Below are 18,005 nucleotides of genomic sequence, written 5' to 3'. Positions count from 1 at the left end.
CAGCGCCTGGTACAGACGTGCGCGAGCGGTTGATCGATTATTGGTTCCCGTGCGCGGTCGTCGATGCGGCCGTCGGCTCCCCCGCGGGATCGGGCCGGAACGAGAAAGCGATCTTCCCGTGGTTCGCGTCCAGGCCCATCGCTCAGGCCCGGGCCGCGGTGCTGACGGCCTTGCTCCCCGACGACGCATCGCTGCGCCCCTGGGTCGAAAGGGCTGTCCAAGAAGGCGCACCCAGCGCCTTCGACCAGCTCGCCGAGGCTGTCCGGGCCAACTACGGTGGCCGCCCTCCGGTCGTGGTCGACATGTTCTCCGGCCGGGGAATCATCCCACTCGAAGCTGTCCGGCTCGGTGCGATCGCCGTCGGCAGCGACCTGAGTCCCGTTGCGACACTGGCCGGCCGGCTGCTCGCGGACTGGGCGATGCAGGATTGGTCGTCGGAACCGGAATTGCCTTTCCCCAGCAGCTCTACGCGTCCCCTTGCCGACCATGACCGGCTGGTCCTCGATGCCCGCATCTTCCACGAGGAGATCGGTCGTCGCATCAGGATTGCTCTCGCGACCCACTACCCGGCCGACTCCGGCGGCCGAGTCCCGTGGGGATACCTGTGGACTGTATCGATGCCCTGTGACCAGTGCCGCCGCCGGTTCCCGCTGATCGGAAGCTTCACGTTGCGCCACCCATATCGGCGCACGCAAGACGCCGGTCAGGCGATGAGCCTGGTACTCGATGCCGATGCCTGGCGAATAGAGGTCGTCGCAGGACCGGCCACCAGCCGACCGACATACGCTTCGTCGGGCAGGAAAGGAAAGAGCGCCCACTGTCCCTTCTGCGGCCACCTGCACACTCTGGAAACCATCAAAGCCAAGGGTTTCGCCGGACAATATCGTGACGAACCACTTGTTGCCGCCGATTTCGCCGACGGCGGCAAGAACACCAAGAAACTCTTCCGCACCCTGCGCGCTGAAGAACGGGAGGCGGCGCTCGCGGCCGACCCGGCCGTGCTCCCGAAAGCAGGTGCGCTTTCCGCGATCCCCGACGAGCGGATCCCATCCGGCAACGTCCACACTGTGCGGGCCAGCGGGTACGGTTATGTCGGCTACGGACAACTCATGTGCGACCGGCAGGCGCTGCTGTTTGGCACGATCGCACAGCAAATTCGCGACTGTCACCAGGACGTGGTCACGTCGGGGATCTCGGCGGAATACGCCGATGCCCTCGCGGGGTTCGCCGCCGCGACGTTGATGCGGATGCTGAAGTACGCCACACGCGGCGCGCGGCTGCGGACCCACGGGAAGCCGGACGGTTCCGAGCAGAACCGGGTCAAGATCGATCACATCTTCACCAATGAGGCCAGTTTGTCCTTCCAGTTCGACTTCTTCGAAGCCGGGGTCGCCGAAGGCCCCGGCACGTGGACCGGACTGTCCGAGATGGGCCTGGGCCCACTCGCGGCTCATCTGCGTGCTCGGCGTGGCGAACCGGCTCGGTTGCGGCGGGCCGACGCCATGGCTCTGCCCTTCCGCGACGGAACCGTGGACGCGGTCGTGACCGATCCGCCGTACTACGACATGATCGAGTATTCCGACGCCTCCGACTTCTTCTATGTCTGGTTGCGGCGCGTCCTCGGCGACATCCAGCCGGACCTCTTCGCGGACACCATCGGCAGTGAAGTAGCCCCGGACCTGCAGAACAAGGACAACGAGATCATCGTCCGCCGGGTCTACAACGGTGGCATCCGGCACGATCGCGAGTTCTACGAGCGCTCACTTTCGCGTGCCTTCGACGAGGCACGCCGGGTCCTACGGCCGGACGGTCACCTCGTCGTCGTCTTCGGCCATTCGGATCCCGATGCCTGGCTGCGTCTGCTCGGCGCGTTGCAACACGCCGGCTTCGTGGTCACCAGTTCTTGGCCGTCGCGATCTGAAACGTCCAACACCGGCGTGGCGAGCATCAAGGTGACCCTCACCATCGGCTGCCGCGTCGCCCCGGCGCGGCGTTCGGTCGCCACCGCAGCCCAGGTCGATCGCGAAGTCACCACCGCCGTGAAGGCCGCGGTCCAGCAATGGGAGAACGACGGGCTCGCGCTCACCGACCAGCTGATGGCCGCCCACGGCCCGGCGATGGAGATCTACGGCCGGTATCGCAGCGTCCTGCTCCCCACCGGCGAGCGGGCTCAGCTCGAGCGCTACCTGACTCTCGCCCGCACCGCGGTGCGAGACGCCAGCGCGCTCAAAGTCGACCAATTGCCGCTGGAGACCTTTGACGCGCCCACGCGCTTCGCTGTCTTCTGGCAACGGCTCCACGGACGTTCGGACGTCCCGAAAGGTGAAGCGCGGTTCCTCGCACAAGCCGACAACCTGCGGCTGGAGGACATGCGCGGGCCGCTCCTGATCGAGAGCAAGAGCGGCTTCCGGTTGCGGCTCGACGCGCCCGGAACCGTCAATGAACGATCGTCCGGCTTCGAGGTCGCCCGTGCCATGGCAGAGGCGTGGCACGACGGCGGAACCGAGGCCGTCGCCCGCGTCATCGCGGCTGCCGACCGGCCCGCCAACGACGCCCACCTCTGGGCGGTCGTGGCCGAGATCGTCGGCCAGCTGCCACCCGCCGAACCGGTGGCGAAGGCCTTGACGGCCGTGCAGCGCAACGCGACGACGATCGGGACCATGATCGGGCACGTGATCGCGGCGGCCGCGGAAGAGACGGAAGCACGAACGCAGCTCGCGCTGTCCTTCGGAGAGGAGCAGAGGTGACCACCCGCAAATCCTCCGCGCATTGGGCCGACGTCCTCCGGTTGCGGCCCGAGGTGCGATCGTCGGACGGATCCGTCGGCGAGCTCCAGATGAGCCTGCACAAGGCGGTCTACCAGACGGTCGACGTGCCTTACCGCAAAGTCGGGTACTACGGCGACATCACCGAGCCGACGCCGAACCTGACCGGGTTCCTCGCCCGGGTCGCCCGGCGGCTGGGCACCGATGCCGATGCCCCCGCCCTGTTCCACCTCGACCAGGGCATGGGCGGCGGAAAGAGCCACGCGCTGGTCGGCCTGCACCACATGGCCACCGCACCAGACGAGTTCTTCGCGACCGACATCGGCCGGCAGGTGCACGCCGAAGCCCGCCGCGGCGCTACCAAGATCGATCTCACGGACGCCGTAACCGTCACGCTCACCGCCGATCACTTCAGTCCCGGCCGGACCAGCGAGGTGTTCGGCCCGGCGAAGAACCTGTTCGAGCGGTTCGTCTGGGCTATCGTCGGCGGTGACATGGACCGCTACCGCAGTCATCTCGCCGGTGGCCCGAACAAGAGCACTCTGCAACTGGCGCTCGCCGAGGCCGGCCGGCCGGTACTCATCCTGCTCGATGAGCTGATGGACTACGTCATGGATCTTTCCGACGTGGCCCACATCGACACGATGCCCGGCGAGAAGGCCTTTCTCAACGCGTTGATGGACGCCTGCGACGACGTACCCCGGGTGGCCTTCGTTGTCGTCATGATCCGCTCCGATCTCGACGAGCGGGGCTACCCACCGCAAGCCGCCGATTTCCGGGACTACGTCGCCGCCCGGCTGGTCCGCAACGGCCAGACCGTCGCGGTCACGGAGGCACAGGACTTCTCGGCAATCATCCGGCGACGGCTGTTCGAGCTGCCCGACGCCAAGCTCCCGGTCCGGGACCTGTCCCGGCGATATGGAGCCGCCGCCGACAACGCTTGGCGCAAGCAAGTGTTCGACAAGCTCGGAGCGAACCGCGGGCTGTCCGGCGTCGAGGAGCGGATCGCCACCAGCTACCCGTTCCACCCGGAACTGATGCGCCTGGTCCGGGACGAGTGGTCGCAGGTCGCCGGGTTCCAGCGGGTCCGTTCGACCGTCGCCATCTTCGCTCGTACGGCACTGCACTGGTCGACCGAGCACAAAGCAGGCCGGTGGGCGCCGCCGCTGATCGGGGTGGGTGACATCCCGCTGACCGTCGCGCTGGAGCAGCTTCTCTCCTCCGGATTGCTGCTCAACAACGACCGGGCCATCCAAGGCTACCGAGCCGTTGCCAACACCGACATCACGAGCACCGACGGCCGTGGCGGGCGCGCCGTCGACGTCGACATCGTGCTCCGGCGCGACGGCGTCGCCGTCAGCCAACCTGCCCCGGCAACGCGTATGGCGACCGCGCTCCTGTGCTACTCGCTCGTCAGCCGTGGACAAGGCCGCCGCGGCGCAACGAAGGCAGAACTGCTGCACGCCGTCTTCGGACCGGCCGGCGAACCGGTGCCGTACCCGGCCGCCGAAGAGGTGTTCAACAAGCTCACCGGCGACGAGGGACTGGGCGCGCTCGAGTCGAGTTCGCCCGGCAACGCCCAGGCCCGCTTCCACCTGTCGATCAAGCAGACACTCCGGATGTACTTCACGTCGGCGATGGCGCTCGTCCCGCCCGGCGCCCGGAGCGAGCTGCTGTGGGAGCAGGCGCAGGACCTGGCCTCGAAGGTCACCTTTGACCAGCTCATCCCGGTCGACCAGCCTGGTGACGACAGAACGCCATTGCGGAAGGTGTTCGAAGGAATCGACAGCGCCACGACGAGGCTGATCCTCCTCGACCCGCGGCGCTGGACGCTGCTCAACGGCAAGGACACCGCCAGCAGGCAGGACATCACGGCTCTGCTCGGTCTGGGAGACCACCCCCTGCGCGTCGACAACGCCGCGAGCTGCGTCGTCGCCTGCGTCAACACCCAGCGCCGGGAAACCGCCCTCAAGCGCGCTGCCGAAGTACTCGCCTGGCGAGAGGTCGTCCACCAGCTCACCGACGACACTGAGGACGAGCTGGACGAAGCGCGCGGCAAGCTCGGCGAGGCCCTGATCAAGCTGCGGCGGGACATCGAACGGGCCTACCAGCATTACGCGTACCTGGTGCGTGCCGGCGAACTGCACGTGGAGTACGGCCGGTTCGACGACGAATCGCGGACCGCCCTCAACGGTGGTCACGTCTGGAACGCCCTTGTCGAAGCCGGGCGTGCGACCCAGCCTGCTGGCCTGGCCGTCGACTACCTGGCCGCGCTGCTCGGCGACTTCGACCGCACGCTGACACCTCGTGAGATCGTCCAGTCCTTTTACAAGAATCCGGCGTTTCCGCTGGTCACGTCGACCGATGAGATCCGCCGTGTGCTGTACGAGCTGGTGTCCGACGGCTGGGAGCTCGTCGACACCGACGGGGACACGCTCGCCGTCTCCGGTGCCGGACAGATCGCGATCACGTCGATCAACCAGACTCTGCGGCGCCGAACGCCAGAGCCGGAACCTTCGTCGGGCCCGGCGTCGCCCGACGTGGTCCGGGACGAGGAGCCCGGCCGTACGCAACCGAACCCCCACTCCCGGCCGACGCCGGGGCCGGCTTCCTACAAGCGGTACCGGCTGCGGCTGACGAACAAGAGCATCACCGGCTCGGAGGTGCGCGAACGCGCCTGGCAGCTGCTCCAGGAGCTTCGCAAGGTAATGGACCCCGCGGCCGCGGCGGACCACCAGCTTCTCACTCTCGACCTCACCCTGGTGACCGCCGAGGGAGACCAAGGTGCGATCGAAGCGAAAGCCGAAGCACTCGGCGCGCAGATCACCGTGGAAGACGACGACTTCTAGTGACGCCGCAGGGATCCGGGACGCGCTCCGAGCGGGTGTGCGCCTCGACATGGAGTTCTTCCGGCTCGATTCGGTGCAGGTGTGGGAAGCGATATCGCTCGCGGTCGAAGAAGTTGATCCGCGCGGCCTCACCATCGCCAAATGCGAGCATGACCGGAGTGCTCGGCCATGCCCCGAATCTGGTCTCCGCCAACGGCGCCAGCGAACTTGCCGGAACGGGCCTAGGAGGATCCCGACTCCCACCGCAAATCCACCGGAACCGACGGGGCCGACCAAGGCGTTCCGAAGGATCTACTGCTACGCCTACAGTGAGAGCCGCACGCCACGCCAATCCCATGCCCGACCCTCCGGGCTTCGGCTGATCGCCGAACACCACGAACGCAGCACCGGCGCCCACCAACAGTCGAGCCGGCGAGAAGCGCACCAACGGCGACGTCATCGAACCATCGTAGGGCCCCGCCGAGCACCTGATCGGCAACCACAACGGCAGGCACCCGACATTTACGGCCTGCCCCCCTTCCGTGACACGCGCCCCGCCGCCGGACGTCGCCGAACCGGGCGTGCCACAGTATGTGATCCCCAGTGGAGGCGGGTAGCCTCGGCCAGGTCGGCGCCGCTGATGCCCTGGTCGACAAGCGTCGACTCGGTCTCCGCGCGCACCACGACGGCGCTTTTCGATACGCGCTCGCTCTGCCGGCCCCAGACCCCGTCGTGGGCTGCGGCACAGCTACACGAGTTGCGGTCATCCGTAACAGCTCGCAGCCAAGTCTCGACTTCAGTCGGCGGACACCCGCTGGGCGTCCTTCGGACTCCCCAAAGGACCAAGATGCGCGCAATCTTGACCTGACCCGTGGTGTTCTTGCCGGGGCTCGTCATCATCGGCGCAAGGATTTTCCTCGTCCAGGACGGCGTGCTCTACGGCACAGCGGCACGTCGGGCGAGTCGACGCGATCGCCGCCGGCACCCTGGCGCTCGGCGCCGCGCTCGGAGTGTGGTTGTGTGTGGACCGATTGGGTCGCCGCTTTGGCAGCCTTCGCGAGTATCGTTGGCCTGGCGGTCAACAGCACGAACCTGGTGTCACACTGCGGAATTCGTCCTATGTCGGGTTCGTCGATGCCGAAAAGGGACTCAACAGCCGTTCCGGTCCGTCGGCGAGCTACAACCTGACGGGCCGCTTCCCCAAGGGCTGTCCCCTCGGCTTCACGGGCTACTGCCTGGGCGACAGTCAGCCTGATGCGACGGGAACGACCGAGCACGCGAGGTGGGTGACGAATCGCTGGCTGCTCGTCACCCGACATCCGAGCGGAGTGCTCGGCTGGCTTGCCCAAGCACTCTCCAGGAGAGCGCCGACAGCCGGTTCGTGTCGGACGCGCAGAAAACGCGGTCAACATGGGATTTGCCCTCTGGTATCCAGAAGACAACTCCGGATACATCGATTCGGGCCATCCCCTGCTTGGCCGACAACATTCCCATGGACGTCCCGTCAGCGTCGGTGTCCGCCTACGACGTCGGCGACGACGGTCCGCGCGCCGTGAAGGCCTCGATGCCCGCCGACTTCGAGCTCGACCAGGCAACGCGAGCAGCCTGCGGCACGAACACCTGACGGCCTCCACCTGCGTTCAGTTGCACCTCCGGTGAACGCTTACTCAAGCCGGTAACGCCGTAACCTGTGGTAGAGCCTCGCACGGCTGATGCCGAGCAACGCGGCTGCCTAGACGCGGATGCCCTTCCCACGAGCAGCACCTCCAAGATGGCTCGGTTCGGGTGCCGGAGACGGGGACTTCATGCCCGGCGTTCCGGCCCAGTGGGGCGGTCACGTCCACGTCCGCTGCGTGACGCCTACCGAGGCATTGGCCCTCCGTGATTCACAGTGGGAGACGCACTGCCCGGTCTGTACGCACCAGGTGGGGGTCGTCGTCGACGCCTTCGATGATCTTCTGGCTCTTCGCCGAGGCGGTCAGCAACTCAGTCAGAGGGTCTTGGCCAACCGCCGCGGGTGGGGCGTAAAGCCGCACCAGATCGGAGCGGCCGGTGCGCGGTCCGGACAGGCTCTCGGCCGAGCGCCAGATCGTGGTGTGAGACGCATTAACCTCGTCGAGGGCGAGCACGGTCAGCCCTTCATCAGAAAGCTCTTCACGCCGTGCGGTCCCCGCGGCGGAGCGGCGGCTCGCCGGTACTGGTCGGACGGGCCGTCGTCGGGTCCCGCCCGCCAGCGGCCGCTGACCTGCGGCGACCTGCAGGGCGACGTCGCGTCCGAGAGGCTGTCCCGGCTCCGCGCGCCCCACCCGCGCACGGCTGGGGGCGTCGACACGGCTCCTGCCAGTGCCCTCGGGTACGGTTTCACGCCATCGCCGGACAACGATCGGACCGGCTGGGAAGGACGAGAGGGGGATCGCGGTGGCGAGCCACGAGACGGCGTTCATCACCGTTGCCGGAGGGCACCTGCGAAGCTGCGCCGTCCCGATCGCCACGGGCGGGTGCCCGCCGGCATGATCTCCACCTTCCAGGGCCTGCTCGTGGCAGTGCTGGCGCTGCTGCCCGGCGCCGCCTACACCTTCGCACTGGAACGGGTCACCAACGGCTACGGGGCGGCCAGCTTCTCCGACCGGCTCGTGCGGTTCCTGGCCGCCTCCGCCGCGATCCACGCGCTGCTGGCCGGCGGCGAGTACCAGCTCTACCGCTACCTGATCGCCGAGCATCGACTGGGCAACGGCACCGCCAACGTGTGGCTGCTGCAAGGACTCTCGATCGGCTACGTGCTGCTGCCCACCGCGGTTGGCAGCACCATCGGCTGGGGCCACAAGCACCACAAGAAGTGGGCGGTCCTGCTCGTGGGCGCCGCCCCCGAGCCCCGGGCGTGGGACTACATGTGGCGCCACACCCAACGGGCGATCGTCCGGATCAAGCTGAAGTCGGGAACCTGGCTGGCCGGCTACTACGGCTGGAGCCTGGATGGCCGACGGTCCTACGCCTCGGCCCACCCTGAGGAGGGCGACCTCTACCTCGCCGTCGGTCTGACCATCGACGCCGACAGCGGAGAACTCGTCCTAGACGAGAAGAACCAGACTGTTCCCCTGCCCGACGCGCGAGGCCTTCTCGTGCGCTGGCCCGAGATCGAGTACATCGACATCAAGGCGTTCTAAGGAGTTCCGATGCATCCCCTGCCGCTTACCGGATTCCCGTCCATGATAATCCTCCCCAAATGGTGGAACGCCGGCTACCCCGCGCCGGAGACGCCGTTCGTGATGCCGGCGATGACCTCCGGGCCTGCGGATGGCTCCACGCCCGCTGCGGCCGCGCCGCCTTCCGCCGAGCCTGCTGCGGGCTCGGACGCAGGGTTCCAGGCCACCACCCCGTCGGATAGCGACGGCTGACCTCGTCGGGTGTCCAGCGCCGCGGGCCGGACGCGTGGAGGCAGGCAGTCAAATCGCCAGCGGCCGGGCGCTGCAACCGCTCGGCCGACGGATCCCCGGGACGACTGCAGCGGCGTTGCCTGCCCGACCGTGGCGGAGCTGGTCAATACAGCCCGCGATGAGGCTGAACTGACTGTGTTCCTGCGAAGGTTCGGCCACCTTGCCTAGCAGATATTGCGGAGGAAGAGTTTTGTACTACGAGTCAAGTTATCGAATTTTTTGAAGAGCCAGCGCGGCAATCCACCCACTGGCACTCAAACTGAGCACCGTGAGCAGCAGGAACACCAGCTGCCAGAACAGGGTTCCCACCATTCCTGCGAGCACCTGTGCGCCGCCTGAGCACACCAGAGCAGCGGTGCCCCAGACACGCGGCGAGAGTGTCTTCACCCCACCATCGTGACACATTCCCTGCCAGGAGCACACCTTTGGCCGAACATGTCATTCCGATTATGCCGCCCGTCAAAATGGCGGTCACAGTCCCGCCTGCGCCCACAAAATCGACGAACAACACCGAGCGAACGCTGCTGCTCACGGCACCTTTGATCCCGTGAGGTTGCTGCGTGAATCGCGCCACCGGCGTATCAACATCACGACGGCGAGCCCGTGTGAACGATTGACCTTGCAGACGTCGTTGCTGCACCAATCGCCACAGCACTTTCGGGGCGGTTGCTCTGCCGATCTTGCTCGGTCCTCCACTTCCGGAGAATCCGCCGACCGTAGTTGTGCGTGCCAGCCATTCGATCCAGCTCGGCGACTGTCGGCGTGCGGCCGCAGGACCGCTCCCTGACGTAGTACTCCCACATCCGCTGCTCGGCTGCCCGATCGGAGTCCTCCATACTCGACGGCGAGACCATGATCGGCCTCAAGGTCTCGTTGTCCGTCCCTGGTTCGAAAGCCTGACCGGACGTCTCACTAGCAGTGCGGACGGTCCCGGAGCCAGTCTCGCGAGACCGCTGCTTCAACGCACCGTTTAACAACTCGACCGCCAGTAACAAGACCAGCGGCGGACACGCCGCGACGGTGACCTGCAACATGCCCAAGGCCGACACCGAGCCGATGTTCGCCACCAATGACAGGCAGATGCCGAACACGAACGCTAGCCACGCCACCAACCGGCTCGCCCCGTCGCCACCGCGGTGGGTCTTCCACAGCTCGACCGTGGCAATCGTCAACAGACCATCAACCAAGAGCGGCCAGGTCGACGCCGTCACTATGTCCGCGCCGAAGCGGAGTGCGAAGTCACGTCCGTGACGCTATGAGGCGTACGCCGCGCCGAGGGCAACCAGCCCGGTGCAGGCGCACTGGACGGACAGGGCGAGGTCTTGAGCAAGCCATTCCCTAAGCCGTGTCACGATCGCATCGCCTTACTCGCGGGCTCGGAAGCCTTCCCACCACACCCGCGCGACCGATCACGAAGCATCAACGAGGAGCTCGGACCATGCGACACGGCCCGGCAGTTGCGAGCCCGAGGGGAGCCCGAGAGCGCACGCTCTTAACCAGCGGGTTCGGGGTTCGAGTCCCTGATGGCGCACTTCACTGAATCGAAGCCCACCTGCGGGTATCCTTGATCAAGAGGATCTTGCTGGTGGGCTTCGATCATGGGTGGGACCGGCGTGGGGCCGAATGTGGCCGCCTTTTGCCGGTCTTGTCCTTCGCCTTCTTGTTCCGGCCGCCGCCTCCTTTGCTTCGCCGGTGTTGTTTCCCGCTTCCCCGGCTGCGCAACGACGCCGCTGCGTCGCGGGCCGCTGCCAGCACCAGCGCCGCCGTTGCTTCCGCGGCCTGATGGGCCAGGCAAGGCAGGACACTGGTGTAGGTGTCGGCGGTAAGCACGATGCTGGAATGCCCGAGTAACGCCTGCACCACCTTCAGGTCGTTGCCCGCGGCCAGGGACAGGCTCGCCGCGCCGTGCCGCAGGTCGTGGAACCGGATCGGCGGCAACCCCGCTTTGGCCACCAGCCGGGTGAAGGTGTGCGTCACATAGCCCGGGCTTAGCGGCCCGCCGTACCGGTTGGTGAACAGGAACCCGACCGGCTCCTCCCCCTGCTCTTGCCGCCGCTCTGCTCGAAGCGCCCGCAGGGCCGCCACCAAGCCGTGGTCCAGTGCCAACGTGCGGACGCTCGCCTCGGTCTTCGGCGGACACACCACCGTGCGACCACCGCGGTCCTGGACCTGGTGCGATACCTGCACGGCCGCAGCATCGAGGTCGAGATCGCACCAGCGCAACCCGGTCGCTTCGCCCCGCCGCAACCCGAGCAACGCGACCGCCAGATACAGCACGTACATCGGATGGCCGCGCGCGTGCTCGAGGAACTCGGCCGTCTGCCGGGCCGTCCACACCGCCACCGGCGGACGCTCACCGGTGGCCCGCCAATGGGCCACCCGCGCCTCGGTCCACACCACCGCGCGTGGCCGGTGTCCCGGTGGCAGCTCCACCAGGTGCGCCGGGTTCCGCTCGATCAAACCCACCCGGATCGCGCCGTTCAGCGCCGCGTGCAACGTCCCCCGGATCCGCACAAACGTGGCCGCCGACAGCGGCCGCTCCCGGGTCGTGTTCGCCCGGGCCAACGCCACGAACATCGCCTGCACCCGCGCCACCGTCAACGACCGCAACGGCGTACTTCCAAGGTAGGGCTTCAGATAGTCATTCACGTGCTGGCTATACAGGCGGCGGGTGTTGAAGCTCAGGGTCTGGCGCATCTCCAGCCAGATGTCCAACCACTGCCCCACCGTCACCGCACTCCGCCCCGGAACCACATCAGCCCCGAGCAGATACGCCCGCGCCTGCTCCGCAGCCGCACGGGACCGGAACCCGCCACGACGCACCCGATGCCGTCGGCCCTCCCGGCCACACGGCAGCTCCAGCGAGAAGTACCAGCTCCCGTGCCCGCGCTCAGCTAACTGAGGACACGGGGCGCCTGGCTCGCCGCCGGCTTCTTTTCGTGTCTTACACCCGCACCGCTTGTAGACCGCCGCTCGTCCCATCACGACCTCCTTATGACCACCTCAGCGTGCGCCTCCGCGTCGTCGACCACCACAAGCTGCCCGCCGGGATAGCCTGGACGAATGACCCGCGCCCAGGGACGCAGCCGCCGAGTCAAGGTGACCGTCGAAGCGATCGTCGACATCACCGACGAGAACGCACTCGAACAAGCCGCGCTCGCCGACATCGAGGCAACACAGTTCTCCGTCTCCGATGACAGCGACCTCAGCGTCACCCAGGTCCGGCAGGACGAGCAGGACCACATCCGCGGCGACGCCGTCGCCGCGGTGCAGTGGTTCATCGACGCGGGCGGCGTGATCGATGACCGTGCCGGCATCGAGTTTGTCGAAGCCACTGAGTCCGTGGTCGAGATCGACGAACTCGGCGTACCGCTCTCGGCTTGGCCGCGATTCGCCGAACTCTTACCCCTATGCACCTGCGGCGCGGACGACTGCAATCACTGCAGCGGCTTCCAGCTGACACCGCGAACGGCAGCAGCATTGTGGACCGCAGCCGGAATCCTGGCCGACCATGCCTACGACGATGTCCTCGAACACGGTGACGAGCCGGTGGACGACACTGGTGCCTGGTCAGTGTTCGACGAGTTCCCGCGGATCACCTGGCGACAGAACGCCGTCTGGCGCCGCCAAGCCGCGCGCTCCTTCGACGACCTCAGCGACGACCTCGCCGCCGGCCATTGGCCGCAACCCCGCTGCCCCGCCGAAGAGATGGCACTGCACCTCATCCTCCGCTCCGCCGAAGCCGCCGTCGACGACGACTGGGCCACCTTCGCCGAAGGCTACGCAGACCTGCCCGAACACGAAGACGACCACGACTGGGACGTCCTCACCGAAACACTCTTTCAAGACCTCGACATCCTGACACTCTTCAGCAAACAACTGGACGGCATCGAAAACCCCGACGCCGACCAAAATCGAGAACTCGGCATCGGCGACTACCGACCGCAAGCCTGGTTCGAACGGTTCCTCAACATGGAACCACGAGACCCCCGACGCCCCTTCCGCCGCTGAACGAGATCAACAACCGGGACGCCGAACCGCATGGGTGTCCCAAAGCGCCTTCAGCACGACCGCCGAGTCCGCCATGGGCTCGGCAAGAGTTCTCCCGGCCACTCCCGGGGAAGCACCAAGCTGAGCAACCCGCAGGCAAGGTCGCTACGCAGGCATGTGAACGCGTCATCGAACGGCTGCTCCACTCGCTCACTCGAACCAGAAATCCTCCGGTTAGCTGGAGGTTCCAGGCGTGGGTCGACGTCAGTCAACCTAGCTGGGATGTTTGCATTCGCTCATGCTCTGATTCGGTGTCAATCGACGTCGATCGTCGCCGTTTATGGAGCATAAATGCTCCCTCGTTCGTGGCGATGACCGGCGACAACCAGTTTGCAGCCGACGTCGCAGCGCAGAATATGCCCGCCTCCGGCGGGCGGCGCAGTTATTGAAGACGGCCAGGCAGACCCAGCCACTTGGGTGATTGACATGCTCAACTGAATAGGCCTCGCGCTCCCGTGACGAGCGCCCAAGCCATGTCGATCGATGCCATGTCACCCCGACTCGTTGATCGTCCATCCCGCTGGACCAGCCCTCGTGAGTCTCGAGTATCGCCGTGGTCTCCGGCATGGCGGGTGTGGGCAAAACCAGCCTGGTCCGCACCTGGGCCAAGGGTGTCGAAGACGCCGCGTTCCTGGGAGGGACGTTGTACGCGGACCTCAACGGATTCGGGGCGCTCTCGCCGGAAGACCCCGAGCAGATCCTGGCGAGGTTCCTCAAGGACCTCGACGTCGAGGCACCTACGAGCACTCTCGACGGGTTGATCACGACTTTCCGAACGGCGACCGCGGGCCGGGCAGTCCTCGTCGTACTCGACAACGCCCGGGATTCCGCCCAGGCCAGGCCCTTGCTCCCTGGAGCCGGGTGCTCCGTAGTCGTCACCAGCCGCCTCCGCTTGGAGAGCCTGATCGCCCGGGAGGGGGCGCGGCCTCTCGTTCTGCGGCCCCTGGCGCGGCCCGAAGCGGTCGCGATGTTGTCCGGGTCGCTGGGTGCGGACAGGATGCGCCACGCCGGGCACCTGGTCGGCGAAATCGCGGAGTTGGTGGGCGGACTCCCCCTGGCCCTCGCCGTGGTGGCCGCGCGGCTGGCCAGGCACCCCGCCGACGCGGTTCGCTCCATCCGCGACGCACTCCGCGAGACCAAGACCAGGCTCGACGCACTTTCCCTGGGGCGCGAGCCGGACTTGGACGTCCGGGTCGCGTTGTCCTACTCCCACGACGGGCTGACCAGCGCGGCCGCCGAACTGTGGGCCGTGCTCGCGCTGCACCCCGGCCCGACGATCAGCCTGGACGCGGCCGCGGACCTGGTGGGCAGGACCTGTACCGCCGAGATCGCGGATCTCGTCGCGGCACATCTGCTCGACGAGCCGGTCTATGAGCGGTACGCGATGCACGACCTCGTCCGTGACTACGGGCTCGAGCTCGCCGGCCTCCTCGAGCCAGGTCGCATCGAGGAGGTCGCTTCGGCCGCCTTCGAGTACCTCCTTCACCACGCTTGGGCTTGCGACCGGGCGCTCGTGCCCGACCGGGAGCTGCCCATACCGACGCCGGCCAAGGGCGAGGTGGCGGTGCCGCCGAGTGCGCAGGACGCCATGAGCTGGCTGGATGCTGAGTATTCGACGATCACCGCTGCCCTGCGCGCAGCGGTCGAGAGCGGGGCCGACCAGTACACCTGGCTCTTGGCGATGACGCAGGTGACCTACCAGTGGCGCCGAAGCAAGTTCGCCGACGCCGACCGCTATCTGCGCGAAGCGGCCGAAGCGGCAGGGCGGGTCGCCGGCCCGGCTGACCAGGCAATGGTCTACCGCATGCTCGGTGGATCTCGCTGGAATATGAAGCAGTACACGCTGGCCGAAGGCGCGCAACGGCACGCCGTCCGGCTGAGCGAGCAGGCCGGCGACGAGCGCGGCCTCGCCTACGGACACCTCGGACTAGCGACCGTCTACTTGGCGCGCGACGAGCACCCAAGTGCCCACGCCGAGTTCGAGAAGGCCCACATGCTGTTCCGACGGCTGGCCGACGAGACCGGCGAAGCCGACGCGCTCAGCGGCCTCGCGCGGGTCGCACTGGCCGAAGGCGAGCACGATCGTGCGGCGCAGGCATGTTCAGAAGCCCGGCAACGGTTCGCCCAGGTCGGCGATGTGAACGCCGAAGCCGCCGTGCTGGTGGTGCTCGGCGACGTGCACGCGGACCGCGGAGACCTGCCACGGGCCGCCGCGACCTACGACGTCGCGATCTCCGCCTACCGGTCCTTGACCCGGCGAAGCCACGAAGCTCGGACGTTGGTTCGCCTGGCCGAAGTTCTCCGGCTCGACGGCCGCCAAGACGAACAGGAACAGGCCTTGCGCCGCGCCCGCGCGCTCTACGACGAACTCGGCGACACCGCTGCCTTCGAACAGATCGACAACGCCCTGACGAAGGCTCAGGAGGCGTTCTGATGACGCGCCAGCCAGTACCTGAGCACGGGGTCGGGTTCGCGGCCCGGCCGGGGTGGCGCAGCGGGGCCCGGGAGGAGCCCGGCCAGCTCTCCGACGACTTCGTCCGCACTCTGCGGGCGATCGGCGGGGTCCCACGCGATCATGCGGAACCCCACTGCGCGCAGTTGCGGTGCAAGCGCCGCGATCTCGGCCTTCAGCCGGTCCGGGAATGGTGGGTCCGGGGCCGGGGGGAGCCCTGTCTCATTGGCATAAGGAAGATTCATGATCGCCAGCTTGAACAGCAGACAACCCAGCGAAAACACGTCAGACGCCACGGTCGCCGGAGCACCTTGCATGACCTCCGGCGCGGAATACCCGACGGTGCCTTGGGGCGTGGCTGCCACGTCGCGCCGAACCGCGCTGCCCAGGTCGATCAGCCAAACACGCCCGTCAGGGGCGATGAGCGTGTTCTCGGCCTTGATGTCGCGGTGGAACCACTCCCGCGCATGCAACTCACCGAGGGTTCCGCACAGCTGGGCGATGATCGCGGCCGTTCGCAAGGACGAAACAGCACCCTCATCGGCCGCGAAATCCACGAGGTCGCGGCCACCGACGTCCGGCATGACCACGTACTGCCGCTTGATGTGGTCGCCGCCGGGGCGAGCCAGGACCAGGCCCGGTACTTCGCTCAGCTGACCCCCAACGGACCCCTCGTTGAGGATCTCGTTGCCGTATTCCTCGTAGCTGGCGGTGTCCTCGAAGAGGCGGGGCATCTGGATCTTGAGTACGAGGTGCTCCCCTGTTCGCCGGTCCCGGACACGGTAGGCCTCGCCTGAATTCCCATTCCCGAGTACGCCGTCCACAACGTAGCGGCCGTCGACTACCTCACCCGGATGAAACATCCCGGAATGCTCTCACGGAAGAAGGAAGAAATGACGTCATGGCGCCCCCCGGCTGGGGTGTCCGGTGATTCCGGCCTGATCAAGGTCTCGGTCGGGATGCTCGGGCCAGCGCGGTATCGCTGCCCGGCGCGCGACGCACTGGCGGCCCGGCCGCGCTACCGGGCCGACACACCGGTGCCGCGCAAGCCAGAGGTGCTGGAGACCTTCGCGAATGGCCCGTTCATGGACGTGCTCGACCTCGTCGAGCACCAAGGAGCCACCGTCGAGGACGCCCTCGCGAAGGTTGCCAGGCGCTCGATGCACGATTCGGTCCGGCAGTGGACCAACCACGCCGTCGACGGTTACCGCAAGGCGTTCCCGCCCGGTGAGGACGACGCGCTGAAGCCTCTGCGTGAGCGATGGGTCTACGAGACCGTGCTCACCCAGCCTGACCAGCGAGGAGCGCGGCAGTACCGGATCACCGTCTGGGGTCGCTGCTACCGATCCGCCGACGGCACCCTGCGTGAGGTGCGGCTGCCAGCGAACCGCCTCGACGGCCGGGCGAGGACCGATGCTGAGATCGCGGTCGCCGCGCTCGTCTTGGCGGCCGGCGGCCCGGGCACACCACCAGAGCACGTCACGATCCGTCAGTTCGGCATGCTTGACGGCCGTTCGGCCATCCTGTTCGACGGTTCGCGACAGGCCGCACTCGATCTGTACGCGGTGTCGGGCCGGACGGCGCTCGCCCAGCTCGTCGACGCCGGAGACCCCGTCGTCTACCGGCCGGGTGCTGCGTGCGCGGATTGCCCGTTCGCCGCGGTGTGCCCGGAACTTCGCCGGACCCCGGGCCTCCTCGGCGTCCGAAACCGCCGGCGTCCCCGTCGGAGCTGGTCCGCCACTTCGGCGCGCAACCACGCCACCTGCCCGGCTCGTGACTACGGCCGCAGACAGCGTCTGCCCGTCGACCAGCAGGTCGAGCGCGGGCCGGCCGCCGAACGCGGGCGAGCCGTGCACCGGTACCTCGAGAACAGGCACGCTGGAACCGCGTGCCGTTGCGACACCCGGATCCCCGTGGACTGGGTACCTCCCGGTTTCAGCCTGACCGAGGAAGACCAGAAACTCGGCGCGGTGCTCCTTCGCCACCACGCGGTCGTTTGCCCGGTCCGCCACACGAGCAAGCCCGCGGACCTCCGGGTGGAACCCGACCTCGTCTTCGACGACACCGACGCCGACACGGTCGTCCTGGCCAAGCCCGACCTCCTCTATCACGACGGGACCGCCTGGGTCTGGCGCGAAGTCAAGACCTCCGCCTCGGGGCGCCGTGGGACACGACCATGGATCGAGCAATACCCACAGCTCGCCCTCGCCACGGTCCTCGCCGCCCGCGCCGAATTCGGGCTGGGGATCGGCCGGGTCGAGCTGGAGGTGCTCCGTCCGGCGGGCGCCGACCTCTACACGCTCGACCCGAGAACGCCGGAGGTGCTCGCGCATGCCGAGACCGTGGTACGCAAGTCCTTTAGCAGTTGGCAGAACGACGACAGCTTCGTCCCCGTGCCAGGACGCCACTGTTCCGGATGTGAAGTGGCCCAGTGGTGTACCGCAAAGGAAACGACCGAAGGTGCAGGATGACGGAC

12 protein-coding genes are annotated in these 18,005 nt (G+C 67.4%); 7 read left to right on the top strand and 5 right to left on the bottom strand.

Annotation, left to right across the window (positions count from 1 at the left end; genetic code table 11):
• Positions 1-17 precede the first annotated feature (17 nt).
• The 3 genes from G3I65_RS44775 (at position 18) to G3I65_RS58480 (ending at position 7,217) form a co-directional block, all read left to right on the top strand.
• A complete protein-coding gene (locus tag G3I65_RS44775; protein WP_160701485.1) occupies positions 18-2,747 on the top strand; it encodes a DUF1156 domain-containing protein in 2,730 nt (909 codons plus the stop codon).
• Complete coding sequence (locus G3I65_RS44770; protein WP_160701484.1) at positions 2,744-5,614, top strand: DUF499 domain-containing protein; 2,871 nt, start codon at positions 2,744-2,746, stop codon at positions 5,612-5,614. The genes G3I65_RS44775 and G3I65_RS44770 overlap by 4 nt, the downstream gene beginning before the upstream one ends.
• Positions 5,615-7,085: 1,471 nt before the next feature.
• Complete coding sequence (locus G3I65_RS58480) at positions 7,086-7,217, top strand: hypothetical protein (RefSeq protein WP_255482073.1); 132 nt, start codon at positions 7,086-7,088, stop codon at positions 7,215-7,217.
• Between the two features lie 262 nt (positions 7,218-7,479).
• On the opposite strand, the gene G3I65_RS44765 is transcribed toward G3I65_RS58480, so the two are convergent.
• The gene (locus G3I65_RS44765; RefSeq protein WP_160701483.1) at positions 7,480-7,722 is read right to left on the bottom strand and encodes a hypothetical protein; all 243 of its coding nucleotides are present in this window, start codon (positions 7,720-7,722) and stop codon (positions 7,480-7,482) included.
• 381 nt (positions 7,723-8,103) lie between these two features.
• Between G3I65_RS44765 and G3I65_RS44760 the strand changes: the two genes are divergently transcribed.
• Positions 8,104-8,757, top strand: a complete 654-nt coding sequence (locus G3I65_RS44760; protein ID WP_160701482.1) for a DUF6338 family protein — start codon at positions 8,104-8,106, stop codon at positions 8,755-8,757.
• Between the two features lie 477 nt (positions 8,758-9,234).
• Here the strand turns inward: G3I65_RS44760 and G3I65_RS44755 are convergent, their stop codons facing one another.
• From G3I65_RS44755 to G3I65_RS44745, 3 genes are all read right to left on the bottom strand, one after another.
• The gene (locus G3I65_RS44755) at positions 9,235-9,414 is read right to left on the bottom strand and encodes a hypothetical protein (protein ID WP_160701481.1); all 180 of its coding nucleotides are present in this window, start codon (positions 9,412-9,414) and stop codon (positions 9,235-9,237) included.
• A gap of 200 nt (positions 9,415-9,614) precedes the next feature.
• The gene (locus G3I65_RS44750; RefSeq protein WP_375336771.1) at positions 9,615-10,238 is read right to left on the bottom strand and encodes a DUF2637 domain-containing protein; all 624 of its coding nucleotides are present in this window, start codon (positions 10,236-10,238) and stop codon (positions 9,615-9,617) included.
• A gap of 385 nt (positions 10,239-10,623) precedes the next feature.
• Complete coding sequence (locus tag G3I65_RS44745) at positions 10,624-12,009, bottom strand: site-specific integrase (protein WP_255482072.1); 1,386 nt, start codon at positions 12,007-12,009, stop codon at positions 10,624-10,626.
• A gap of 81 nt (positions 12,010-12,090) precedes the next feature.
• Here G3I65_RS44745 and G3I65_RS44740 point away from each other — a divergent pair, with 81 nt between their 5' ends.
• A complete protein-coding gene (locus G3I65_RS44740; protein ID WP_160701479.1) occupies positions 12,091-13,038 on the top strand; it encodes a hypothetical protein in 948 nt (315 codons plus the stop codon).
• Between the two features lie 613 nt (positions 13,039-13,651).
• A complete protein-coding gene (locus G3I65_RS44735) occupies positions 13,652-15,511 on the top strand; it encodes a tetratricopeptide repeat protein (protein WP_160701478.1) in 1,860 nt (619 codons plus the stop codon).
• On the opposite strand, the gene G3I65_RS44730 is transcribed toward G3I65_RS44735, so the two are convergent.
• Positions 15,496-16,392: a serine/threonine-protein kinase gene (locus tag G3I65_RS44730; RefSeq protein WP_160701477.1), complete on the bottom strand. Its 897-nt coding sequence runs from the start codon at positions 16,390-16,392 to the stop codon at positions 15,496-15,498. The two genes, G3I65_RS44735 and G3I65_RS44730, sit on opposite strands and share 16 nt — an antisense overlap.
• Positions 16,393-16,620: 228 nt before the next feature.
• Here G3I65_RS44730 and G3I65_RS44725 point away from each other — a divergent pair, with 228 nt between their 5' ends.
• Positions 16,621-18,000, top strand: a complete 1,380-nt coding sequence (locus G3I65_RS44725; RefSeq protein WP_203612679.1) for a PD-(D/E)XK nuclease family protein — start codon at positions 16,621-16,623, stop codon at positions 17,998-18,000.
• Positions 18,001-18,005 lie beyond the last annotated feature (5 nt).

The sequence above is a fragment of the Amycolatopsis sp. SID8362 genome (assembly GCF_010550475.1).
GTDB classification, from domain to species: Bacteria; Actinomycetota; Actinomycetes; order Mycobacteriales; family Pseudonocardiaceae; genus Amycolatopsis; species Amycolatopsis eburnea.
The sequence above is the reverse complement of the archived record's forward strand: the minus strand, read 5'-3'. Positions and strand labels throughout refer to the sequence as shown.